Annotated in this window: 18 protein-coding genes; 14 read left to right on the forward strand and 4 right to left on the reverse strand. The window is 49.4% G+C overall.

All coding sequences use genetic code 11. The annotated features are described in order from the left end of the window. Positions 1 to 7 precede the first annotated feature (7 nt). Complete coding sequence (locus tag HRU79_07505; protein ID QOJ26506.1) at positions 8 to 2062, reverse strand: hypothetical protein; 2055 nt, start codon at positions 2060 to 2062, stop codon at positions 8 to 10. Between the two features lie 86 nt (positions 2063 to 2148). Between HRU79_07505 and HRU79_07510 the strand changes: the two genes are divergently transcribed. The 11 genes from HRU79_07510 to HRU79_07560 all read left to right on the forward strand — a co-directional run bounded on the left by HRU79_07510 (position 2149) and on the right by HRU79_07560 (position 12729). Next, the gene (locus tag HRU79_07510; protein ID QOJ26507.1) at positions 2149 to 2850 is read left to right on the forward strand and encodes a hypothetical protein; all 702 of its coding nucleotides are present in this window, start codon (positions 2149 to 2151) and stop codon (positions 2848 to 2850) included. Positions 2851 to 3074: 224 nt separating this feature from the next. Continuing rightward, complete coding sequence (locus HRU79_07515) at positions 3075 to 3716, forward strand: ABC transporter permease (GenBank protein ID QOJ27294.1); 642 nt, start codon at positions 3075 to 3077, stop codon at positions 3714 to 3716. Between the two features lie 168 nt (positions 3717 to 3884). Further along, positions 3885 to 4172 (forward strand): co-chaperone GroES, encoded by a 288-nt coding sequence (locus HRU79_07520; protein ID QOJ26508.1) that lies wholly within the window; start codon positions 3885 to 3887, stop codon positions 4170 to 4172. A gap of 46 nt (positions 4173 to 4218) precedes the next feature. Further along, positions 4219 to 5847 carry a chaperonin GroEL gene (gene groL / locus HRU79_07525; protein QOJ26509.1) on the forward strand — a complete coding sequence of 543 codons (1629 nt, stop codon included), beginning with the start codon at positions 4219 to 4221 and terminating at the stop codon, positions 5845 to 5847. A gap of 294 nt (positions 5848 to 6141) precedes the next feature. Then, positions 6142 to 6780 (forward strand): TatD family hydrolase, encoded by a 639-nt coding sequence (locus HRU79_07530; GenBank protein ID QOJ26510.1) that lies wholly within the window; start codon positions 6142 to 6144, stop codon positions 6778 to 6780. 33 nt (positions 6781 to 6813) lie between these two features. Beyond that, on the forward strand, positions 6814 to 7836 hold the full coding sequence (locus HRU79_07535; protein QOJ26511.1) for an FAD-dependent oxidoreductase: 1023 nt from the start codon (positions 6814 to 6816) through the stop codon (positions 7834 to 7836). Next, on the forward strand, positions 7833 to 8399 hold the full coding sequence (locus HRU79_07540) for a methyltransferase domain-containing protein (protein ID QOJ26512.1): 567 nt from the start codon (positions 7833 to 7835) through the stop codon (positions 8397 to 8399). The genes HRU79_07535 and HRU79_07540 overlap by 4 nt, the downstream gene beginning before the upstream one ends. Before the next feature lie 72 nt (positions 8400 to 8471). Further along, the gene (locus tag HRU79_07545; protein ID QOJ26513.1) at positions 8472 to 10601 is read left to right on the forward strand and encodes an OmpA family protein; all 2130 of its coding nucleotides are present in this window, start codon (positions 8472 to 8474) and stop codon (positions 10599 to 10601) included. Between the two features lie 36 nt (positions 10602 to 10637). Beyond that, the gene (maf, locus tag HRU79_07550; protein ID QOJ27295.1) at positions 10638 to 11234 is read left to right on the forward strand and encodes a septum formation inhibitor Maf; all 597 of its coding nucleotides are present in this window, start codon (positions 10638 to 10640) and stop codon (positions 11232 to 11234) included. Then, positions 11231 to 12097, forward strand: coding sequence for a sugar ABC transporter permease (locus tag HRU79_07555; protein QOJ26514.1), 867 nt, complete (start codon positions 11231 to 11233; stop codon positions 12095 to 12097). The genes maf and HRU79_07555 overlap by 4 nt, the downstream gene beginning before the upstream one ends. Next, a complete protein-coding gene (locus HRU79_07560) occupies positions 12097 to 12729 on the forward strand; it encodes a glycerol-3-phosphate acyltransferase (GenBank protein ID QOJ26515.1) in 633 nt (210 codons plus the stop codon). The genes HRU79_07555 and HRU79_07560 overlap by 1 nt, the downstream gene beginning before the upstream one ends. A gap of 18 nt (positions 12730 to 12747) precedes the next feature. On the opposite strand, the gene HRU79_07565 is transcribed toward HRU79_07560, so the two are convergent. Genes HRU79_07565 through HRU79_07575 form a run of 3 tightly spaced genes read right to left on the reverse strand, consistent with a single transcriptional unit; the run spans position 12748 to position 17173 of the window. Continuing rightward, positions 12748 to 14085: an aspartate kinase gene (locus tag HRU79_07565; GenBank protein QOJ26516.1), complete on the reverse strand. Its 1338-nt coding sequence runs from the start codon at positions 14083 to 14085 to the stop codon at positions 12748 to 12750. Between the two features lie 2 nt (positions 14086 to 14087). Further along, positions 14088 to 14720, reverse strand: a complete 633-nt coding sequence (locus HRU79_07570) for a hypothetical protein (protein QOJ26517.1) — start codon at positions 14718 to 14720, stop codon at positions 14088 to 14090. Continuing rightward, entirely contained in the window at positions 14684 to 17173 is a 2490-nt protein-coding gene (locus HRU79_07575; GenBank protein QOJ26518.1) for a YfhO family protein, read from the reverse strand. Before HRU79_07575 ends, HRU79_07570 begins: the two co-directional genes overlap by 37 nt. Positions 17174 to 17321: 148 nt before the next feature. On the opposite strand from HRU79_07575, the gene HRU79_07580 reads away from it, so the two are divergent. The 3 genes from HRU79_07580 to HRU79_07590 are packed head-to-tail and all read left to right on the forward strand — an operon-like array spanning position 17322 to position 23225. Then, positions 17322 to 18704 carry a DUF1800 domain-containing protein gene (locus HRU79_07580; protein QOJ26519.1) on the forward strand — a complete coding sequence of 461 codons (1383 nt, stop codon included), beginning with the start codon at positions 17322 to 17324 and terminating at the stop codon, positions 18702 to 18704. A gap of 10 nt (positions 18705 to 18714) precedes the next feature. Beyond that, positions 18715 to 20295, forward strand: coding sequence for a DUF1501 domain-containing protein (locus tag HRU79_07585; protein ID QOJ26520.1), 1581 nt, complete (start codon positions 18715 to 18717; stop codon positions 20293 to 20295). Positions 20296 to 20321: 26 nt separating this feature from the next. Next, positions 20322 to 23225, forward strand: a complete 2904-nt coding sequence (locus HRU79_07590) for a T9SS type A sorting domain-containing protein (protein QOJ26521.1) — start codon at positions 20322 to 20324, stop codon at positions 23223 to 23225.

Here is a 23225-nt window from a genome sequence, read left to right on the forward strand (position 1 = left end):
TACAGCGTCAGTGCAAAACTAACTGCATTGAATCACCATTTGGGGTGACAATGTCCAGCCGGCAGCCTGACCCTGTTTGTTCACCGGCAGGATACAACTCGCAGCCCATTAGGTTAAAGTAGCGTACCAGCCCGGCTGGATTGGCGGTGAGTTCAGAAACGCTACTTGGGATGAGCGGTATCAAAGCCCCCTTCCCCCAAAGAGGTCCGGGGAGGTTTTCTGACGTTGTAACAGGACGTATTCGTAAAACGGTGTGGCCGGTAGGGATTGGAATCGAAACAGTTGTGTCGGATTCCGAAAGTATTGTTACCCAGGTAATCGGCACGAACTGGTCGTTCCGGGTTGGAGCTGATTCAATCAGACACAGGGTGTTGCCCGCCATTTCGCCGGGAGCAGCCGACACCCTTGGTATATGCAGTGAAATCATCGTGTTACCAAGTGTGCTGATTGAAGGGGGCTCTGTTAAGGCTGGTCCCTGAAGTCGTAGCGTGGGGTCGCCCAGCAGCATGATGTGTATGCCCCGACTGCCCAAGTAGTACGGGGCAAAGTCGCCGCTGGCTTCGTCCATAATTGTGGCTCCAATGTATGAATCCGTATTGCAAGCCGACGTTTTCATGCATTCCCCGATGGTTTCGCCTGAAGCAAGACCATGCATAAACCAGTGAGGGCGGCCAGACCACCCGCAGGTAAGGGCAGTACCCTTGGTGGCAAGCACCGTCCGCATTATGTTGTCGGTACTGTTTACGTCGCCAAAGTAGCTTCCAAACAGCAACGTAAACGTGGCATTGATTGCAGCAGATGCAATTTCGGCAGTATTCCCAACACCGTCGCAGTGTTCGTAGCCACCACCGCCGCAACCATAAGCCAGCAGCACCGACAGTGTATCGAGCGACGGCCGTGGGCGCCGCTGATCAGGTATCCAGTCGCCTTCGATTACGTTGTGTGAGCCAACGATCGCCGAGAACGAACGCCAGGCGGAAGCCGAAAAGGCTTCGGTGATGCGCAGGCCCTGCTGGACGCGGGTAAAGAGTCCGAAATTGTCATCAATAACTCCCATTCGTACCGGCACAGAATTCTGAATCCGGTAGTTGTGAACTTTATTTAGATAATGTTTGAGTAATTTAATTTCTGCTGATCGGTTTTCGCCCGGAATGCTTCCCATCGCAGGCAGGTCCCACATATCTACTCTGCCAACACAGAGTTCGATATCAGTAGGAATTAGCGAAGCATCAAACTTCCCGTCTCCCGGCACGTTTTTGTTTTCGGTCCGGTTTGCAACCGTATCTGCCTGAATGTTAACCTCGCTATCGGTCCACTGATAATCGGCTGGCACACCGGCTGATGTGCGAACATCAGCGTAATACAAATCCGACGCCCAGGCGCCACCGTGTTCCGGGTGATAGTCAGGATTGGGCACAGCGCCGCGTGTATTAAAGCCTCCGCTGGTTGCGTACGGGATATGTCCGATAAGGTACAGGTGGGTAAGGGGCTCAGGTCTTTTGAAAAATGTTGGAACTATGTATGTTTTTTTAATTTCAGCCGGTTGCATATTGCCGGGAACAAACTCAACGTCAACCATCCATCCTTCCTCGAGTAAGTCGGTGGTCAGTATTGTAATGTCATTGGCAAGAGCATCTGAAAGGGCTGCTTCTACCAGGATGAGAATACGTTGTGACGGAATCGGGTTCCCGGTGAGTGACCTACGGTTTAGTCCAACATAGCCGGTGGCAACAAACGGGATTGAATCAACCGTCCACTGTTGTATTATTTGAACTTCTGTTACCGTCGTATCGCCAATCTCGGCAGAGAACGGTGCATTATCAACTGTTTTCAACGGCGTCCAGTCTGCATTTTGGTGACGCCGAACAAAAACCGCTGCAGGTGTATGTTTTTCAGGAGGCATCCACGAAATGCGAACCGTTGTATCGTTTACAGTCTCAACATCCGTTAGTATACAGGCACTGCGTGGTGACTGTGATAAAAGAGGTAACGGCATGCCGGTAATTAACAGGAATGCCGCACTGATAAAAAAAAGCTGAGAGTTGTAACGAACTTTAGCCATGGTGGTTTTTAATGACGTAATATTGCTCTAGTACAAACAAGACATTGAAAAGCAACAAGAGTTTCACTATAATCAGGAAGATTTTTATGAAAAAAAACTGGTTAGGTATCGGCGTCGGCCTTACGGTGATGATGCTGTTAGCCGTTGGATGCGGAAATAATACCAACGAGCCTGATCCTGAGTATGACAGGCTGGTAGGCACTACCTGGCAGGATCAGTTTGGTTCTTCGGAATGGGATGCAGATGTGTTTGAAAACATGCAGACCTCGATTGATGTCACTGACTGCTCGATCGAAAATGAAATGCGTGAGCGGCCTGATCCGAATAAGGGCGGGCGTCCAGACAGGCCTGCGTTCCATCCGTGGCAGCGCTTGATCAATGCCCTCAAGCTTACGCCTGAGCAGCAAGCCTCTGTAAAGGATCTACTTGCCAAATTCAGTTCCTGCACAGATGAAGCCCGTAACATCATGAAGGACCACCAGTTGGAGATTATCCAGAGGGCCAATCAAGCACGTGCTGACGTTATTGCCCAGGTACGTGCAGGTGAAATTACACGGAAAGAAGCACTTGAAAAAATCCGTGCCATTAACAAGGATGCCCGCGAAGCTCTCCGCAACTCTGATGTTGCCAAACGGGTTCGCGAAATGGTAAAAAACTGTGAAGATGAATTTCTGGCATCGCTAGACAGTGTGCTGACCCCCGAACAGAAGGAAATCCTTAAGAAATACCTTGACCACCGCAACTCCGATGGTCCCGGACGCGGTCCAGGACCGGGCAAGCGCGGATAGCAGCCCAGTTGTAAGCCAGATAACCACCGAAAACCAGTGCCTGTGAGATCATCACAGGCACTTTTGTTTGTGTAGATTGCACGTTTATGACGGGAATGGTGCAAAAATTTGGTCGCATGGTTCTGAATGCCATTGCGGAAGTTGGACAGATCATGCAACTGCTGACCGCAACGCTCTGGTATTCCCGAAGAGTGGTTAAGGACAGGGTGCTGGTTCTTGATCAGATGCGGATTGTAGGCGCAGACTCATTGCCACTTGTTATTCTTGTTGGCTCGTTTACCGGAGCAATCGCAGCGTTGCAGGCTACAAACCTTTTTGCAAAGTTTAATCTAATTGGAATTGCCCGACCGTTTATTGGTGGCTCCATTGCAACTGTGGTTTTTACCGAATTAACACCGGTACTAACAGCCCTTGTCATTGCTGGACGCGTTGGAGGCGCGATTGCTGCCCAAATTGGAACCATGCAGGTGAGTGAGCAGATCGATGCTCTGGAGATGATGGCAATTGACAAGAACCGGTACCTGGCAATGCCCAGGGCTATTGCTGCGCTTACCATGATGCCCCTTCTGGCAGTGTTTTCGAACGTGGTAGCCCTGGCAGGCGCTTATATCCTGACGGCTGTGAAATTTAACTTTAGCGCAGTGACCTTTTTTACCTCAATTCAGCAGTTCTTTCAGCCTGGTGAGATTTTCATCGGTATCTTTAAGTCACTGGTTTTTGGAGGCTTTACGGCACTTATTGGTATTCACGTAGGCTTCCACACCAAGGGTGGTGCCGAAGGCGTAGGGCAGAGCACCGTACGTGCCTTTACCATTTCGGCAGCCGGAATTCTTGTTATTGATGCCCTGTTTGGCATCGTGTTTTAACATCGCCAGGGAATCCACCTGCCCAATTCCTTGCAAGTTCCTGCTTCTACCCCAAACCTCTTGCCGGAACATCAATAATACTCTATTTTTGCCGTCCTATTAGCACTCAGTTACGGCGAGTGCTAATAACTCACGTCAATATTCACATATCATTTCATGGAGTTAGCGATGAATTTGTCTCCCTTGCACGATCGCGTGATCGTAAAACCTGCAACACCCGAGGAAACAACAAAGGGTGGAATTATAATACCGGATACAGCCAAGGAAAAGCCGATGCAAGGCGAAATCATGGCCGTTGGCGGTGGCAAAATTGGAGATGACGGGAAGGTAGTTCCAATGCAGTTAAAGGTAGGCGACAAGGTGTTGTACGGCAAGTACAGCGGAACCGAAATTTCACTTGATGGAGACGACCTGCTCATAATGCGCGAATCCGATGTATTCGCTGTGATTAAGTAATTCAAAGCCCCTTATCATTTACTAAAGAAACAACGAAAGGTTTATCATGGCAAGTAAGAAAATTTCATTTGATGTTGACGCGCGGTCCGCTCTGAAGCGTGGCGTTGATCAACTGGCAGACGCAGTAAAGGTTACTCTTGGGCCGAAAGGTCGTAACGTGGTAATCGATAAGAAATTTGGTCCGCCAACCGTTACCAAGGACGGTGTATCGGTTGCTAAAGAAATTGAGCTTCAGGATTCAATGGAGAATCTTGGTGCAGCAATGGTACGTGAAGTAGCATCAAAAACAAGCGACAGTGCAGGAGACGGTACAACAACAGCCACTGTTCTTGCCCAGGCTATCGTGCGTGAAGGTCTGAAGAACGTTACTGCCGGTGCAAATCCGATGGATCTCAAGCGTGGTATCGACGCAGCGGTAAAGGAAGTGTATTCGGGTCTGGCCGAATTAAGCCGTACCGTAACCGGAAAGAAAGAAATTGCACAGGTAGGAACGATTTCGGCAAACAACGATGCAACAATCGGTACCCTTATTGCCGATGCAATGGATAAGGTTGGCAAGGACGGTGTAATTACCGTTGAAGAAGCCAAGGGTACTGATACAAGTGTTGAAGTTGTAGAAGGTATGCAGTTTGACCGTGGCTATCTGTCGCCCTACTTTGTAACTGACCCCGACACAATGGAATGTGTTCTTGAGAACCCGTACATTCTTATTCACGACAAGAAGGTTGGTGCAATTAAGGATCTGCTCCCAATTCTTGAGAAAACAGCACAAGCTGGCCGGGCCCTGCTCATTATTGCCGAAGATATCGAAGGCGAAGCCCTGGCAACCTTGGTTGTGAACCGTCTGCGCGGCACACTGAAGGTAGCAGCCGTTAAGGCACCAGGATTCGGAGATCGTCGCAAGGCAATGCTCGAAGATGTAGCCATTGTAACCGGCGGCATGGTTATCAGCGAAGAGAAAGGATTTAAGCTCGACGCAGCCACGATTACACAGCTTGGTACAGCAAAGCGTGTTACGATTGACAAAGACAACACAACCATCGTTGAAGGCGCCGGCTCCAGTGAAGAAATCAAGAAGCGCGTTAATGAAATCAAGGCTCAAATTGAGAAGACGACAAGTGATTACGACCGCGAAAAACTGCAAGAGCGTCTGGCCAAGCTTAGCGGTGGCGTAGCCGTTCTGAAAATCGGTGCTGCTACCGAAGTTGAGATGAAGGAAAAGAAGGCCCGCGTTGATGATGCCCTTGCTGCCACACGCGCTGCCGTTGAAGAAGGCATCGTACCCGGTGGTGGTGTTGCATATCTGCGCACGATCGACCGTTTGGATAACGTAAAGGTAGAGAACGACGATCAGCGCACCGGCGTAAACATCATCCGCAAAGCAATCGAAGAACCAATCCGCCAGATCCTTGTTAATGCCGGCATCGAACCGTCGGTTGTTGTGAACAAGATCAAGGAAGGGAAAGGGGCTTTTGGCTTTAATGCTTATTCCGAACAGTACGAAGACCTGTTTGAAGCCGGTGTTATCGATCCAACCAAGGTGTCACGCGTAGCTCTCGAAAATGCTGCGTCGGTTGCGTCACTCCTGATCACGACCGAAGCTACGATTGTTGAGAATCCGGAAAAAGATGCTGCACCGGCTCCGCATCCGGGCGGTGGAATGGATATGTATTAATTCCGTTGAGCCTGAAGCGCACACGTTTATTCCCGATGTTCTCGTGAACAGAATGAGGAGCAAACGAGCGGTGCGAAGCAGGAATGATTGGAATGACGGTAGGTGCCGGGACCCAAATGGTGTCCCGGCTTTTTTTTATTATTTGGGGTCCGTATCCATAATTTGGATACTGGATTATTAGCACGAAGTATAACGAAATCAGCAATTGCCGTTTTGTATGAAAGTGTACTGGAACAGTATTATTTTTGGGAAATTCCGGAGCAAACTAGAAGCTGCATGACTTTTTACGACATTATGACTACCAAACGTTCGGACGATCCGGATGTGAAGTCAATCCTTGCTATTTACGTAAATGCCGAAACTGACAGCCTGGACGATGATGAACCCAGCAGCGTTGGAGTCCACCCGCGGGATATTGCCGATGATATTGAAGACGTGCTGTTTACCGCCCGTGATTTGGCACATACCGAGACCGTTGTGGCGATTGGACCCTGTGGCCTGGACAGATCGTCAAGAACCGGATGGGCGGAACAGATTCATGCGTTCGAAGACATGGTCTCATTCAGTGAGCTCGTTTGCAAACCACTGCTGGTTCACTGTGTGCGTGCCCATGCTGATGTTGTTACTTTGAACAGAGAACTACAAACTGTACAGCCGTGGGTGGTGCTAAATTTTATTAAGGGACCTGATACGCTGGAACGCCTTGTTGAGGCGGGGATTTATGTTGCATTTGGTTCGGCAATCATGCAGGATGGTGCTGCAACTGATTCTGTTGTAGCAATCCCGGCCGACAGACTGTTTCTTGCCACGGGCGACGATGCCAGTGTATCTGTTAAACAGCTTTATGAACGTGTTGCACAGCTTAGAGGTTGTACTGTGCAGGACCTGTGTACACAAATAGAGCATAATTACGAGTCGGTTTTCAACCATTAAAATACCGGTTCGCTCCATGGGTTGTAAACCGCCATGCCACTGCGCATCACCATCATAGGCAAAGGTCTTGCCGGCTCATGGCTTGGCTACGAACTGTTTCACCATGGATGCAGTGTACGATTCTTTGATGTTCCCGACAGGAACCGTGCGTCGAATGTTGCCGCCGGTGTTATCAATCCAATCACAGGGTCACGTCCGCAGCTGCAATGGCGCGCAGACGAGATTATCCCATACTCGCTGAACGCTTACCGGCAACTTGAAGAAAGAACAGGTGTTTCGCTTCTGCACAGTTCTACGATTCGCAGGATTTTTGCTTCCGAAAAAGATCGCCAGTTTTGGATGACTGCAGTTGACAGGGGGCTAAAAGCACCGTGGGCACGTATCGAGCCGGGGATTGTAAACTCGGTGCCAGCCGTACTCGGTGGAGTAGAATACGATGGCTATGTTGTGGATGCCCAGGCTACACTTACTGCCCTTGAATCCGTTACACCGGCTGAATACAATGCTGAAGAGGTAGATGCTTATACGCCGGCTGATAACGAGTTGGTGGTTTGGTGTACGGGGTGGAGAGCTTCAAAATCAACACTATGGAATTGGCTGCCGTTTCAGCCTGTAAAGGGAGACATCCTGGATGCTGTACAAACTGCAGAACCCCTTACCGCCATCTATACACAGGGAATTGGCGTGGTTCCGCGTCAGCACTCACCCAATGAGCCGAACGTGCAATACCTGCGTATTGGCTCGACCTACGTGTGGGATTTTGACGATACACAACCGGACAGGGAAGCTGGTGAGAACTTACTCACGGCTGCAGAAAAGCTGCTGAACCGCAGGCTGACGGTTGTTGACCATAGAGCAGCAGTCCGGCCGGCACTGCAGAATAAACGGCCAGTAATTGGTAAACATCCCAGGTATGCACGCCATTACATCGTCAACGGTCTTGGCCTTAAAGGAATTCTTTGGGCCCCGTGGACAGCAAAGCAGTGTGCTAATCTGATTCTAAACAACATTGCCGTTGATCCCGAAATCTCTACAATGCGTTGGTGGCGGGAATGAGCTTCAATAATGCAGTGTCGTACGTACACACATTGCTGCGCGGTGTTGTAATGCCCGGCGATGTGGTTGTTGACGCAACCGTTGGAAACGGATTTGATACACTCTTCCTGGCAGAACGCGTTGCGCCTGCCGGCCTTGTTCTTGGTTTTGATATTCAGGAGGATTCCATCCGGGTAACAAGGGGAAAAACTGAACAATATGCTTCGATAGTACGCTTGTTTACCATTGGACATGAAGACATGTTGGCTTCAATTCCAACGGAGCATCACGGGCACATAACAGCAGTCATGTTTAACCTTGGTTATCGTCCGGGCGGCGATAAACAGATTACTACAACGGCCGGGAAGACTGTAGCTGCCCTCCAGCAAGCTATGCAATTGCTTAAATTAGGCGGCGTGATTACTGTTGTGGTTTACAGCCATCCGGAAGGCATGCGCGAGCTCGCTGCAGTTCGTGACCTTTTTTCAGGCCTGCCGCAAACGGAGTTTACGGTTACTGAATCCTGGTTTGTGAATCAGCAAGGAATGGCTCCAATTGTGTTTGCCGTGTGTAAACATCGGTGACCGTGCATTGTTCAGATATGTACCGGTCCCGATTTCTTGTTTGTGAAATTATGATAACGATGAAGGAGTTGAATGAAGTACACATTGCTGCGTATTGTTTTGTTTCCTGTTTTGATTATTCTGGTTGGACAACTTTCCGAAGCACAGACGTCTGAAACACTAATGGATGAGCAGTTTACCTCAAATCAGCGGGAGTGGTTTACAGGTAATAACTCAAGCAATTCACTTCATGCCACCGTTAAGGATGGCGTGTATAGTCTAACATATTCTTCTGAAAAAACATTTAACATATTACATCAGACAGTAGCATTACCAAAAGAGAGAAATTGGATCATAACCTCGAGGCTTCGCTTTACAGAGGCTGTTAAGAATGCAGAGTGCGGGCTGATATTTAATGCAGAGTCAACCAATAACGTGTATATCGCCATGGTCACGGCCTCGGGTGACGCCACCTTAGCACGCTATAAAGACGACAAGTATAAAAAGATTGGGTCACGTACGCTGTCAAAACCAAGGCAAATTGGTGAGTGGAACACATTTAAAATCGTAAAGCACAACGATGCCGTCGGGCTATTTATAAACGATGAGTGCGTTGCGGAATATACATATTCGTACTACCTGGTATTAGGCAACGAGCTGGGGTTTTACATATCAGAACCATGTACAGTAGAAGCCGATTACCTTGTTGCTACCACATCAGCACCTGACAACATCAGGATTGTTGCCGGTGCCGATGTTGCGTCGAAACCCACTCACCTGCCCGAAACAATTAACACGACGGCCGATGATTTGCTGGACTGCATTTCGGCTGACGGCTCGGTGCTGGTGTTTAGCAGAGGACAGCACCCTGGTAACATGGGAGACTCGAACGACCGGGATATCTGGTGGTCCGAGAAAGGAGCTGACGGAGAATGGACAACTGCCATAAACCTTGGGAAACCACTAAACACAGCTACGTCGAATTACGCTCTTGCTTTATCTCAAGACAATAACAGCATTTATGTTCAGGGAGTGTATTCACAGGACGGAACATCGCGGAACGGTGACGGTATTTCGGTAAGCCATCGTACGGCCACAGGCTGGAGCTTCCCCGAGGCTCTGCCTGTTGACAGTATTGTAAATAATGGAGTTGTATTAAACTCTCATATCACACCCGACGGATCGGTGCTTATTGTTTCTCTGGAGTCTGATGACACTTTTGGTGCAAACGATTTATACGTATGCTTCCGAAAACCGGATGGTAAGGGGTGGACCAAGCCCCAAAGTCTTGGGAAGACGATTAATACCGTCGGGATGGAGGTTAGCCCCTTCATCGCTGCCGATAATACGACTCTATTCTTTAGCTCGAGCGGTCATCCCGGCTATGGTGGCAGGGATGTATTTGTTTCGCGCAGGCTTGATGATACATGGCTGAAATGGTCTGAGCCCGAAAACCTTGGTCCGTCTATCAACACCGACGAGCACGATACATTTTTGCAAACTACCGGCAAGGGCGATGTTGCCTATTATAGCAGTACAAAAAACTCGATCGGTGACGGTGACATTTTTCAAATTGCCTTACCAACAGGTGCTCGCCCCAAACCCCTTGTAGTGCTACGTGGCAAGGTTCTGGATGCAATTTCAAAGGAGCCGGTTGGTGCTGAAGTTGTTTACGAAGATCTGGGTACCGCAACAACGGTTGGGGTTGCAAACAGTTCACCGGTGAATGGCGAATATCGGATTGTGCTTCAGCAGGGCAAACAGTACGGAGTGCATGCCAGGGCAAAGGGATATTATGCTCTTAGTGAAAGTTTTGATGCCAGCTCGCTAAACCATTATACCGAGACCGTGAAGGATCTGCTGCTTACGCCTGTCAGGGCACTTACAACCCTACGCTTGAATAACGTGTTTTTTGATTTTGCCAAAGCAACACTTCGTGCAGAATCAAACGCCGAGCTCAATCGTCTGGCTAAATTCATGTCCGATAATCCAACCGTTAAGATAGAGATCTCGGGGCATACTGACAGTATTGGTACCGATGGCGCCAATATCACGCTGAGTACTGACCGTGCACGTGCTGTGAAAACGTACCTGGTAGCGGCTGGAATTGCAGATTCCAGAATGGTAGCCAAAGGATATGGTCGCTCTAAGCCGGTTGCCACGAACGCTACCGAGGAGGGCAGGCAGGAAAACAGACGTGTTGAATTTACCATTCTGCGGTAGTATTGTGCCGCGATGAAACATACCCTTAATGAATTTCTGAATATACCAACACCGCTGGTGCTTGCGTCGCAGTCTCCGCGACGCAGACAACTACTCACCGGTTTGGGGTTTGAATTCACAACCGTAACACCATCCGTTGATGAAGAAGCTGTTCCCGCTGTTCAGCCTTTTAACGAGTATGTACAAACGCTTGCCGTTCAGAAAGCACGGCGCGGATTAGAGCTCTGTGCACCTGATAGTATTGTAATCGGAGCCGATACAACCGTTGTTCTAAATAACACGGTACTAAACAAACCTGCATCGGCTACCGATGCCACTCAAATGCTGATGTCCCTGAGCGGTAAAACGCATACCGTGTACACCGGACTTGCTGTAATTAACGGCAAAACGAATGCCGAGTACATAGGGTATCGGTCAACCAAGGTTACCTTTCGGACGTTATTGGCAGACGAGATAGCTATGTATGTTCAGGGTGGTTCTCCGTTAGATAAGGCAGGGGGCTATGGCATACAGGATGATTTTGGAGCTGTTTTTGTAGAGTCAATTCACGGGTGTTACTATACCGTGGTGGGATTACCAGTCGAGCTCCTTTATGCCCTGCTCCGGGAGATGGTCAGGAAAGAAACGATATGAAGTCAACGACTGTTAAAGCCGTTCTTCTTGCACCATGGGTGATTACACTTGCGGTATTTTGGATTTATCCGTTGATCTATGCGCTGGTGTTAAGTTTTACAGAGTATCAAACATTAACAAATAGTATGACGTTTGTTGGTTTTGATAACTACAAGGCGGTCTTCACATCGGACTCTTTCTGGCAGGCTTTTCGTAATACGGCAATATTTACCGGCGGAACAGTACCGGTAACAACAGCGGCAGCGCTGCTTCTGGCTACGGCAGTACGATCTCAGACGGCAAAGTATGCCACCGTTCTGCGCTCCAGCTATTTTCTGCCATCGGTCACGTCGCTCGTGGTAATTGCACTGATATTTACCAATCTGTATTCACGCGACGGATACATCTCGGCCTTGGTTTCCATGATCGGGTTCCCGGTGCCTGAGCATGGGTGGTTACTTTCTACACAGACTGCTCTGCCGGCAATCATGTTCATGGACGTCTGGATTAGTATTGGCTATTACATGATATTATTCCTGTCGGCAATGGAAACAATCCCCCGCGATTTATACGAAACAGCAAGCCTTGAGGGTGCTACTCCCTGGCAGCAGTTTGTACGGATAACGCTTCCGCTTGTAAAGCCAACGTTGCTTTTTGTTGTGGTTATTAATACGATAAAGAGTTTTCAGATATTTGTCGAAGTGTATGTCATGACGAAAGGGGGGCCTCTGGGCGCAACAACTACACTTGTGTACAATGTGTACAATTCCGCATTCGAACAAACCAATCTTATGGGCTATGCGTCGGCGGTTGCCTGGGTGGTGTTTGTTCTTCTTGCGGGTATTTCGGCTCTTCAACTACGACTGTTACGGGTGCGTGACTAATGCCGTTTGTTTCGTTCATATTGGCCTACCTGATTGGTACTATTAATCCAGCCTGGCTGTACCAGAAGTATGTTAATCAGAGTGATCTTCGAAAACAGGGAAGCAATAACCTTGGTGCACGGAATCTGTATGATGTAACCGGAAGCATGAAGGCGTCGTTGCTGGTTGGGATGTTTGATGTGCTAAAAGGTGCCGTAGCAGTTATCACAGCGTTTATCCTTTCCCCCTCGGACTATACGGTGGTGGCGGCTGCGGGCGCAGGTGTTGTAACTGGACATAACTACAATGTCTTTCTTGGATGGAAGGGAGGCAGGGGGCTTGCAACGGCACTTGGAGTTGGGGCTGTACTGTTTCCGCCTATCGTGATTACCTGGGGTGTGATGTACATCGTTGGCTACTACGCCATCCGGCGTGATATCCATGTGGGGAGCATGACGGCCACGATAGCAACTTTTTTTATTGGCTTTAGCATGCCTGAGAGCGCTATTAGAGCAATGAGTACGGTAGCACTCCAGAATACAACTGAACTTCGAATACTAAATGCGGCAATCTGTCTGCTGCTGTTCTTTAGGCACTTGGCGCCAATTCGTGAAGTGATGCGTGCAGCTCAGGCAGAAACAGACGAAGAGTAGCAACACGTCAGAGACGTTTCAACGGCCTGCTTGCCCGTAGGTCAGACGATGTAGCATCCGCAATGCATCGGCACTGTTCTCATCCGGTACTCCAATAAATACCGAATAATTGCCAGCGCCGGCCACAAGAAAGCATGGGTTGAAGGGTGCAGCAAGCGATGCAATGGCGGCAACTCTGTCTGCCCGTTGTGCAGCAGGACCAGTGACGGCAATAATGCAGATGTTGTCAACGGCAGCGTCACCAAATTGAGCCAAAATTGATTCTCTGACATTGATCCGATCTGCAGGTGCATGCAAGACCACAGCCCGATATTCAACAGACTGAGCATCTGCAACCCGCATCCGGGTGTATTGTTCCATACTGCAGAGTTCAGCGATTGCGGTAGCAGTACCGCGCACATACAAGCAACGTGGTACCATGCTTACTGCATTGATGTCGGCAGAAACTGATGCCTTGCTTCTGACAATTGTTCCCGGTTCCGTTGGCTTCTCGGTGTTGCGAATTACCACAGGGATATTGTTTTGTATTGCAGGAATCAAGGTGTCGGGATGTAGAACCTTGGCTCCGTACAGGGCAAGCTCACGAACCTCATCGAGCGATAGTTCAGGGATAGGCTGTGCCTCAGGCACTAACCGGGGATCGGCGGTAAATATGCCGCTGACATCTGTCCAGATTTCAATCCTCTCGGCACTTGTTGCCGCGCCAAGAATGGCCGCACTTGCATCAGACCCCCCACGGCCAAGAGTTGTAACTCGTCCCTGACGGTCTGCACCGGTAAATCCCTGGGTAACTACCACGATGCCCTGGCCGGCCAGTGGCAGTATTTGTGCTCTGCATTGTGAGGTGGTCTGCTCCATGTTTACGGCAGCCCGGGTAAAATTATCGTCTGTTGTTATCAGCATGGGTGCCTGAACCTCTGTCACCGGGACACCGGCCTCCACCAACGCACAGGTGAGAATTGCCGTGCTAAACCGTTCGCCAAACGATACTACTGCATCGGCTGACATAGCAGTACATTCTTCGAGTGTTTGAATTGCACAGCAAAGCTCTTGCAGTTCGTTCACTAAACCATGCACATATAAACTTGCCTTATCGCGCAGTTGCGAATCGGTAATCAGCTCATTTACAATCTGCAGATGCTTGTCATGCAACAGTCTGCACCGATGTGCCACATCGGTATCCCGAAAACAACTGATTCTGGATAACTCCAGTAAATCGTTTGTTGTGCCGGCAGTAGCAGATAAAACTACAACCAGGCCATTAGTACCCGGATAACAATTCCTGACGATAGCCACCACGTTACGCAGAGCGGATGCATTGCGGACGGAGGTTCCCCCAAACTTCAGTATCAGCATAACTACTCCACGTTGAACAAACCGGTCAGATGGTCAGCACTGGTCACGTGTACCAGTACCCGATCGTTTACCAGCTCGCTCACTGCACGCTTTGCCGCTTCAAGGTTGATACCCCGCCGGTATGCAAAATGCCATATATCAACTGGGCCGGCCGAGGCTTCGGCAGTCAGTAGCTGTGCTATGGTAAGGGGCTTCCCCGACAGTACCATATCGTGCACCGCAGATTTGTAAGCATCGCTTTCGCGCTCAACGAACATCTCGGGAGCAAAGTAGTAATTGTCGGTACTTTGCAGGTCGCAAATATGGAACACCCCCTGCCCGGTACCCGAGAACGACTCCAGGAACGCCATGCTGACCAGATAAGGAGTGGCCGAGTCAGAATCCCACAGGTCGGCCCACACATTGGGATCGGCGGTCTGAAGCCAGTTAAAAAAATCTACTTCGTAATCGGGAAGGTGCAGCAGTTCTTTGGCACCAAAGGTATTCGTAAGCAAACTTACCTGCTGACTACTGAGAGAAGCAAATACCTCAGCTGTAAGCCTGATATGAGAGTGCTCCTGAAGCGACGCTCTACAAAGAGCGATTAATTCATCATTCGTCATGCCACTGTTGCTTTTGATCGTGATCTTCTCCATAACAGCAGGCTCCCTAATGCCACAAGTGCAATGATGGCGTTAGATGCAATGCTGATCGTTTTCCCCAGGCTGTAAGCTGGGCTGCTAAACCTCAGTTCAACAGTGTGACTGCCTGCCGGAACAACAACGCCACGGACAAGGAAGTTGGTACGATAGATCGGAACCTCTTTCCCGTCAACATAACAGTGCCATTCAGGGTAATAAACTTCGCTAATAACCATCAGTCGCTCTGCATCAGTTTTTGTGTTAAACGCAATACGCTGGTTCTCTTTATGGGTCATTGTAACCACATTGCCGGCAGAAGGAGATTGTGGTTTTACGGGCAGTGACTGCTCTACGTACGCTGTTGTCTGCAGGTTGAAGGTTGCGTCCCTCAAATGATGCAGTGTTTTCAGCCTGTCGGATTCAACGATTACCGTATCAACAAACCATGCTCTTGGCATCACTGACGGATTTGCGTACACCAGTGTGCCATCGGAACCCGTAAAGGAGGGTGCAGATGCCATCACCTGCTGTTTGGCCACAATGTATTTCACGTTCAGCATGTTCCACAGAAACGGGTTAACGATGATGCTGTTACCCGGACGTGGTTCTGATCCGGTACCCATGGCAGCTACGTCCAGCATATCCTGATAGATCCGGATTTTGGCTGATGAATAGCCATGAACATTTTCGACAAAATGGTAAGCCCACCAGTTAGCCGGTAGCCCGCTTAAATCCGCAATCCGAAACGTGCCTTTGTCATTTTTAATATAGTTTACAACATCGGTCACGCGGAACACGTTCTTTTCGGGCGACCCTTCCTGCGGGTGGTACGGTCGGGCCGCAACCCGCCACAAGTCAGTTACTGACAATGCAATAGCCACATAGATGGCTACCGAAGGCTTCAACGTCCCCCGAATCACCAGAAGGACCAGCACACCAAAAGCAAGTGCCAGAAATCCGGTTTGCATCCAGTCAGACTTCATTTGGTCATACACAACCTGCAGGTACTGTTTGCTTATCTGATCAGCACTCGTTACACGATCGGGCTGTTTAGCCATGATGGCGTGGGCAACATCGTCCTTATACGATTCTTCGTTAATACCTGTATAGGCTACACCAAACAGCAGGAAGGCTGCTGTGGCTCCTGCAATCCACATCCCGGTTTTCCTGCGTTTTACATTCCCGGCCCAGTCATCCAAAACATTGGCCAGACCGAATGCCGCCAGCACCGGCATGGTGAATTGCAACAGGCAGAGTGCCATTGAAGGGGCTCGGAATTTATTAAATGCCGGTACGTAATTGTAGAAGAAGTCATACAAAACGCTGAAGTTCTTTCCAAATGACAGTAGCAGAGAGAACAGTGATAAAACAATAAGGAAGATTACGAACGGATCTTTCCGCTTATACCACGCTCCCAATATTCCTAAAAGAAGAACTCCAATACCCATGTAGTTGGCGGCGTCGGTAAACGGCATCTGGCCCCAGTACAAATTTGTTTCCTGCTCCTTCCCGCCGGTGGACATCTTCACCTTTGTATTCCCAAATCCAAAGTAGTTCGGTACAACGAATGTTGCCATTTCGCCGGGAGAAAAAGACCAGTTTGTGGCGTACTCGTAGTCGTTACCGCCATCCTGTTCCTGTTGTGATCCCTGCACGTGAACCAGCGGAGCGGAGCCCCGTGTGCTGTACGGAGTGTATTCCCTGGTTGATAAAAACATATCGGCATGCGTACTCAGCGCCAAAATGGTTGCTACCACCAGAGCGCCCCCCGCAGTAAGTACCGGCAAGGGATTATCCTTTTGAATTAGCCGTACAATGAGTTCCGTTAGCAGGTACAGTGCGGCAGCACATCCAAGATAGAACATCATCTGCGGGTGGGTAGCGCTTACCAGCGCAGTCAGGGCCAGGATTAGAATTAGCAACGACCCCAGTGAAAACTTTACCCGGATCCGCTCAAGGGCAAGCAGAATCCATGGAAGGGTGGCAAAGCTTACAGGCTTCGTGCTGTGACCGATCATAATCCACACCATCACGAACGTAGAAAACACAGCCGATACTGCACCAAAAACCGAAGCCCCCTGCCCAAGATTCTTTATTCTTAACAGTGAGAACACACCAATACCATAAATCCCGTACCACAGAACCAGCCGCCAGGTATCGTTCCCTGTACCGGTTCCAAGCAACCTGGGTATTCCAAGTACCGCCATACTGGCAATATCGTACGTTCGTTCACCTGCTGCCAGGAACGACGCAAGTGACGGCATGCCGCTAAAGATGTAGGGCATCCACAGGGGGAATTCTCCGCTCTTATTGGCTGCGTCCAGATAGGGTATAAAAGAGTAGAAGGCAACATTATCGCCCTGCGATAGGAAGTTTTTGCCGGTAAAGAGCGCGTCGCCAAAAAACACAAGGAGTGTCCCCAAAATAACGGCACACGCAATCAGCCACTCGCGTACATGATTTGTCATACAACTATCCGGTTAATGAATGAGCGCAAAGCTACGGTACAGAATACCAGAAAAATTACGTAGAAATTGGTATGTGGTAACATCTGATCGGCTATATTGTATATGCGTTATCCTAACTTTACTTAACCATCAGTCGGGGAGTATCCGTATGGACCTATCTGTCAGGCAGACGCCCCTATCAATGGCGGACGCATTCCACCTGCTTCGCAGGCTAACGTTCGCACCCACATGGCAGCAGGCAGCCCAACTGAAGGGCATAATGCCTGAAGCTGCGCTTGACTTGGTCATGAATCTTGACCCTCCGCTTGAACAACCGCCGTGGGCACAGCAGCCCATTTCGGCAGACAGAAACGAAGTTGTCCGCTTGTGGGGAGAACTGCAGAGCTGGTGGATTTCGCACTGTCTCCGTCACCCGTCATTCCGTGAAAAGCTTGTGGCAATGTGGCACAACCACTTTACCAGCGACTACGTAACGGTGTACTATGCACAGCTCATGGTTACCCAGAGTAACCACCTTCGGCTAAACAGATATAATTTCCGTGCCCTCAGCGAGGGCATCGTAGGCGATCCGGCCATGTTACGCTACCTGAACGGTGACCAGAGTGTTAAAGGCAATCCAAACGAAAATTTTGGTCGCGAGTGGTTCGAGCTCTTTTCTCTTGGCGTTGGAAACTATACCGAGCATGATATTATCGACGCCGCCCGCGCATTTACCGGCTGGCGTGTTAATGGCCTGGAATCACTCTATAACCGGCAGTTGGCTGACCTTGGTGAGAAAACAATCCTGGGTCAGACAGGGAACTGGGAGTATAAGGACGTTATCCGAATTACTCTGGAACAGGATGCATGTGCCAGTTTTATTGCAACCAAAATTCTGCACGCATTTGTTGAACATAATCCAGATGAGGCCACCGTTGAAGGCGTGGCTCAGCTCATTCGCAGCAATAACTACAATTTGCAACCGGTATTGCGGACGCTTTTCATTAGTAACGGCTTTTATGATGTATCCATTCGTGGTGCACTCATTAAGGATCCAATGTCGTTTGCAATCGGACTTGCCAATATCACAGGGATTTCACGCGTGAGCAATACCCTTATTTCTGGTGCCATGAGTGCGCTGATGCAGACACCCTTTTTCCCTCCAACCGTGCAAGGATGGGTTGGACATCATAAATGGATTACAAGCAATACATTTCCATTGCGCCAACGATTTGCTGAATCGTTGTTGGATGGCCGGCTTGCCGGTACAAGTTCTGTGCTCAAGGATGAAAATGGGCAACCCGTGAAGCCCGACCTGGTATCGCTTGTAAAGTTGTTCCCTGATGCCAACGATGCCGCTCAGGTTGTTAAAAACCTGGCTCTCCTGCTGTTACCAGTCCAAACAACACCCGAGCAGGAAACAGTTTTGTTAGACATCATGATGGCCGGTGCTCCGGCGTATTCGTGGGATATCGAAAGCGGCACAGCTGAAAACAGGATAAAACTGCTGATGCAGACAATTGTGCGAATGCCTGAATTCCAACTGAATTAGGGAGAACGTTATGAACAGACGAAACTTTATCAAGAACGTTGGCACAACATCTGTTGCTGTTGCAACGCTGCCCTCGGTGATTGACGGCTTTACCGTAAAAGCCCTTGCCGGCGGTGATGCCATGGGACGACTGCTGGAAGATTCTGACCGCGTATTTGTTATCATTCAGCTAACTGGCGGCAATGACGGTTTGAATACAGTTATTCCCGTTGATAACGATATTTATTATAATAACCGGCCAAAGCTTGCCATCGCCAAGAATAAAGCCTTGTCTCTGACTGATACGTTGCGATTGCACCCCTCCCTGAGTGGTTTTAAAAAATTATATGATGAGGGTCAGCTCGCGATTGTGCAAGGTGTTACCTACCCTAATCCTGACAGATCGCACTTTAGGGGTACCGACATTTGGCTGACGGCAACAGATGCCTCGGTGTTCGGCTCCACAGGCTGGGTGGGTAGGTATCTGGATATCCTTGCTCCCGGCTTCCCCACCGAGCTGCCTGAACACCCCCTGGCGGTTCAGGTTGGTGGAACTCAATCGTTAGGATTTGCCGGCTCTAAAGGCAGCATGGGAATTACATTCCGTGACCCTGACGAGTTTGCCAGGCTGGTGAGTACAGGTGGAGGAATCGAAGAGGTCCCTGCAGCAGATCTTGGAGATACCAAGGCAGCAGCCGAAGTCGAGTTTGTTCGGAATGTTGCGCGCTCGGCTGATGTGTATGCCACGGTTGTTAAAACTGCTGCCGATGCGGCACCAACGTCAACGGTGACCTATCCTAATAGCGATATCGCCGCTAAACTTCGAGTGGTTGCCCAGCTTATTGCAGGTGGCCTGCAGAGTAAGGTATTCCTGGTAAGCTGGGAGAACTCAAGTTTTGATACCCACGCAAACCAGGTTGTTGGCTCGGACCCTCTGACCGGAGCGCACGCAAACCTCCTCTCGGATCTTGGTGGTGCGGTGGAAGCCTTTATGGCCGACATGAAGAACTCAGGCAATGCAGGCAGAGTAGCAGGGATGACGTTCTCGGAGTTCGGCAGACGTGTTGCCGAAAATGGCTCGCTTGGAACAGATCATGGTACAGCCGCACCACTGTTTGTTTTTGGTGAAAATGTTCTGGGTTCCGTGATTGGTGCAGACCCGGATTTGGAAACCTTGGACAACCGGGGTGACCTGTTAATGAACTATGATTTCCGTGACATCTACGCATCTGTACTCCTGCAGTGGTTTGCCCAGCCTTCAACGGTGGTTAATAACATTCTGTATCATGATTTCTCGAAAACGGCTGTTCCACTGTTTAAGGGGGCCAGCAAGGTTTTGGAAGGGGCTGCGGCAGGTAGTACCATTCAATTCAGAAGTGTATCGCCAAACCCGGCGAGTGACGTGGTAACGGTGCGAGTGCACATGAACCTGGTTGCCGACGCAACTGTTGTTGTCCACTCAATGCACGGGAAAAAAATGCTGAGTGCCGAAGTGAACCCCGTGAGCGGTGTGGCACAGTTCAACGTGTCAGGTCTTAGCACGGGTAATTATATTCTCGGACTATACAGCGGAGGAGCAGTAACCCACAGCTTGCTTTCGGTTCAGCGGTAATTGCGACGAATAACATTCTACACACCATGAAAACTACACCATTACTACTGCTGTCAGTTTTACTGCTTTTTTACTCCATCCGGACCCTTCCCGTGAAGGCACAGCCCCTTGTTAACCCGTACACATTTACGATGGGACCCGACGTAGCTCTTGACTCATCGCTGGTTGCAGGACCATGGGATACGACCTTTAGCAGAATAGTCCTGAATAACGGACACTTCGCCTACGAGGATGGCCGTCCTTTCCGAATGGTTGGCGTTACAATAGCCTATGGAGCATGTTTCCCCGACAGCTCCAATGCGATTGCGATTGCACGTCGGCTACGTGCTCTCGGAATAAACATCGTTCGGTTTACAGGATTTGATTATACCCCTTGGTGGCCTATTAGCATTTTTCCCGATGGCACAACCACCACCGGTAAGGGATTGGATGCCGGACAAATGGCAAAGTTCGATTGGTTTGTTTATAATCTTCGCAAGCATGGTATTCGATATGGATTCTCGTTTCAAAATGCATGGGTACCGCGTAAAGATGACGGTGTCAGACAGCCTGATAGTGCCGGCGTAGGTGCCCGATTAACTGTTTTGTTCGATCCCCTGATTCAGCGCATCCACCGAGACGTGATCCGACTCCTGCTTTCGCATGTTAATTCATTTACCAACATCGCATATAAAGACGACCCCATGCTTGCCTTTGTGATGCCGTTAGAAAATTCTCCGATTTCCCTCTACTGGTTGTACACCCGTGAAATTGTTGCCTCCAACCCGGTTGGTCAGCCTCGAACCATCGGTCTCGAACACCATGCCCTGATCGATTCGCTGTATTTCGGATTTTTAAAAGGAAAGGGGCTTAAAACAGACAAGGCTCTCAATGATGCCTGGTCCGTGACACCAACACAAACCCAAAACTTATTTAGAAATGGTGATTTCGAAGATGCCTTTGACCAGACCTGGACGCTTGGTGTGAGCGCTGAGAATGGCACCCAGGCCTTGATGCAGTTTATTACGTCTGACAAAGCACAGGGACAGCAATGTGCACAAATACGGATTGGTAACCTTGGAACGAATCCCAGATTCAATAACATTTATGTAATGCAATCGGTGGGCAAAATGGAGAGACTGGGGAGATACACCCTTTCATTCTTTGCCAAAACAACACCCGAAAAGGGTAGTAGAAGCATTATACTTTACCTGGTTAGCGACGGAGTACCGTACAATTCGTACGGTGTTGTTGATTCGGTTCGAATTTCATCCCAATGGGCCAGGTACGAAATTTCATTTTTCGCCTCGTCATTACCTGAAGCCGCCGGCCGGTTTGTGATGTACATGGGTCATGAATCAGGTGATGTATATCTGGATGACTTGCAGCTTAAGCAGGTTGGCGTTGACGGATTACAACGTGGTGAAAGCATTGAGCGGAAAACCCTTCCACGGGACTTGCTTAGCAATCGGAACATCAGTCCCGCGCGGATGAAGGCAAATGCGGACTTTTATCGTCTGTATTTAACCAACATTCTTGACCGCGACTATAAACTGATTCGGGATACGCTGAAATGCAAGGCGCTGCTAACGCCGAGTTCGCGGCTATATTCCCGGCTCGACCAGGAGGCTGCAATGCAGTATGACTTCTTCTGCTGGCCCGAATCCAGAAGTCAGAAAAATGACTATGTGGCTGATAACTCCACCTGGGACTTTATGATGCACAGCCAGAACAAATTCGAGGGTAAGGCTGTTGTAGTCACCGATGCAAGTGTTCGCTATCCCTTGCCGTACGCCCATGAGTTGACGATATTTTATCCAGTGTATAGCGGCGTTCAGAACTGGGACGGCATGATCTTTTCTACATTTATGTCAACGGCCACTGCCGGAAATAGCACGGTAGAAAAGAACAGTGAATGGACGCTTGGCGACAAACCATCGCTCCTTACGCAAATCCCTGCAATGAGTGCATTGATGCGCAGATTTGATGTTGACTCAACAAGAAAAGTAATCAGCATTTCGCAAAGTAGAGAAGCTTTGGACTATCCACCCTTTCACATAACGCAGCCCTATTCGCTATCCATTTATACAGACGGAAGAATGCTGCTGTTCCGGCGCACTGAAACCAGGCAGGAATTCCAGGAAGAAGAAAGCTTATTGCCGCACAGAGAAGTTAGTGCACTGGCAGGACAGATTGATCCCACACGGTTTGACGCTGAGAACGACCAGGTGTTCCTTGATGGCACAAAGGGAATTCTTCGCGTATTCACTCCAAACTATTGGTGTGTAGCAGGCAAGCTGGACGGTCAGCTGGTTATTGAAAAGAATATGATTGTGGAGCAGCTAAGCAAGGGGGTGCACACGTCGGTTGTTATTAGCTCGCTTACTGCCGACCCAATTACCGAAAGTAACAGTTCCCTGCTTGTTATTGGTAGTAGGGGAGCTAATGAAGGTGCCGAGTGGAACGCAGAAAACGAAATGATTTCATTGGGTGACGGGCCCTATCAGATGGAAGGCCGTACGATACGTTTAGTTCTGACCATGCCGGGCCGAGACTCCTGCAGAATCGTTCCGTTGGGAGCTGATGGAAGAGAAATGACCGGGTCGTGGACAATTGCAGCGTCGGCAGGTGGAAAGTTTAACGTAAGCATTAACACAACCGAGCACAAAACACCATGGTATCGGATTGAGAATCCGGATAAACCGGTGGGGATTGGTGAAGACACCGTCGTACAGTCAGTTGTTTACCCCAACCCCGCAAGCCACGCAGTTACAGTGCGCGGATCCGGCGATTTAGACGTAAGCATATTTAATATAATTGGTGAAGAAGTTGCCCGTGGGAGTGGGAATGGGCTGGTAACCATACCTGTTGAGAGGTTGCCATCAGGACGGTACGTAGTACAGACTCTTGGTGAATCCCGTGGTCTAACGCCAATTGCAATAGTGCGCTAA

It is taken from the genome of Ignavibacteria bacterium (assembly GCA_015709655.1).
GTDB lineage: Bacteria > Bacteroidota > Ignavibacteria > Kapaibacteriales > Kapaibacteriaceae > OLB6.

What these genes read in the sequence shown, in the direction of transcription:
- HRU79_07505 (QOJ26506.1), bottom strand. Translation starts at nt 2,062, where the DNA reads ATGGCTAAAGTTCGTTACAACTCTCAGCTTTTTTTTATCAGTGCGGCA.
- HRU79_07510 (QOJ26507.1), top strand. Translation starts at nt 2,149, where the DNA reads ATGAAAAAAAACTGGTTAGGTATCGGCGTCGGCCTTACGGTGATGATG.
- HRU79_07515 (QOJ27294.1), top strand. Translation starts at nt 3,075, where the DNA reads ATGCGGATTGTAGGCGCAGACTCATTGCCACTTGTTATTCTTGTTGGC.
- HRU79_07520 (QOJ26508.1), top strand. Translation starts at nt 3,885, where the DNA reads ATGAATTTGTCTCCCTTGCACGATCGCGTGATCGTAAAACCTGCAACA.
- groL (QOJ26509.1), top strand. Translation starts at nt 4,219, where the DNA reads ATGGCAAGTAAGAAAATTTCATTTGATGTTGACGCGCGGTCCGCTCTG.
- HRU79_07530 (QOJ26510.1), top strand. Translation starts at nt 6,142, where the DNA reads ATGACTACCAAACGTTCGGACGATCCGGATGTGAAGTCAATCCTTGCT.
- HRU79_07535 (QOJ26511.1), top strand. Translation starts at nt 6,814, where the DNA reads ATGCCACTGCGCATCACCATCATAGGCAAAGGTCTTGCCGGCTCATGG.
- HRU79_07540 (QOJ26512.1), top strand. Translation starts at nt 7,833, where the DNA reads ATGAGCTTCAATAATGCAGTGTCGTACGTACACACATTGCTGCGCGGT.
- HRU79_07545 (QOJ26513.1), top strand. Translation starts at nt 8,472, where the DNA reads ATGAAGTACACATTGCTGCGTATTGTTTTGTTTCCTGTTTTGATTATT.
- HRU79_07555 (QOJ26514.1), top strand. Translation starts at nt 11,231, where the DNA reads ATGAAGTCAACGACTGTTAAAGCCGTTCTTCTTGCACCATGGGTGATT.
- HRU79_07560 (QOJ26515.1), top strand. Translation starts at nt 12,097, where the DNA reads ATGCCGTTTGTTTCGTTCATATTGGCCTACCTGATTGGTACTATTAAT.
- HRU79_07565 (QOJ26516.1), bottom strand. Translation starts at nt 14,085, where the DNA reads ATGCTGATACTGAAGTTTGGGGGAACCTCCGTCCGCAATGCATCCGCT.
- HRU79_07570 (QOJ26517.1), bottom strand. Translation starts at nt 14,720, where the DNA reads ATGGAGAAGATCACGATCAAAAGCAACAGTGGCATGACGAATGATGAA.
- HRU79_07575 (QOJ26518.1), bottom strand. Translation starts at nt 17,173, where the DNA reads ATGACAAATCATGTACGCGAGTGGCTGATTGCGTGTGCCGTTATTTTG.
- HRU79_07580 (QOJ26519.1), top strand. Translation starts at nt 17,322, where the DNA reads ATGGACCTATCTGTCAGGCAGACGCCCCTATCAATGGCGGACGCATTC.
- HRU79_07585 (QOJ26520.1), top strand. Translation starts at nt 18,715, where the DNA reads ATGAACAGACGAAACTTTATCAAGAACGTTGGCACAACATCTGTTGCT.
- HRU79_07590 (QOJ26521.1), top strand. Translation starts at nt 20,322, where the DNA reads ATGAAAACTACACCATTACTACTGCTGTCAGTTTTACTGCTTTTTTAC.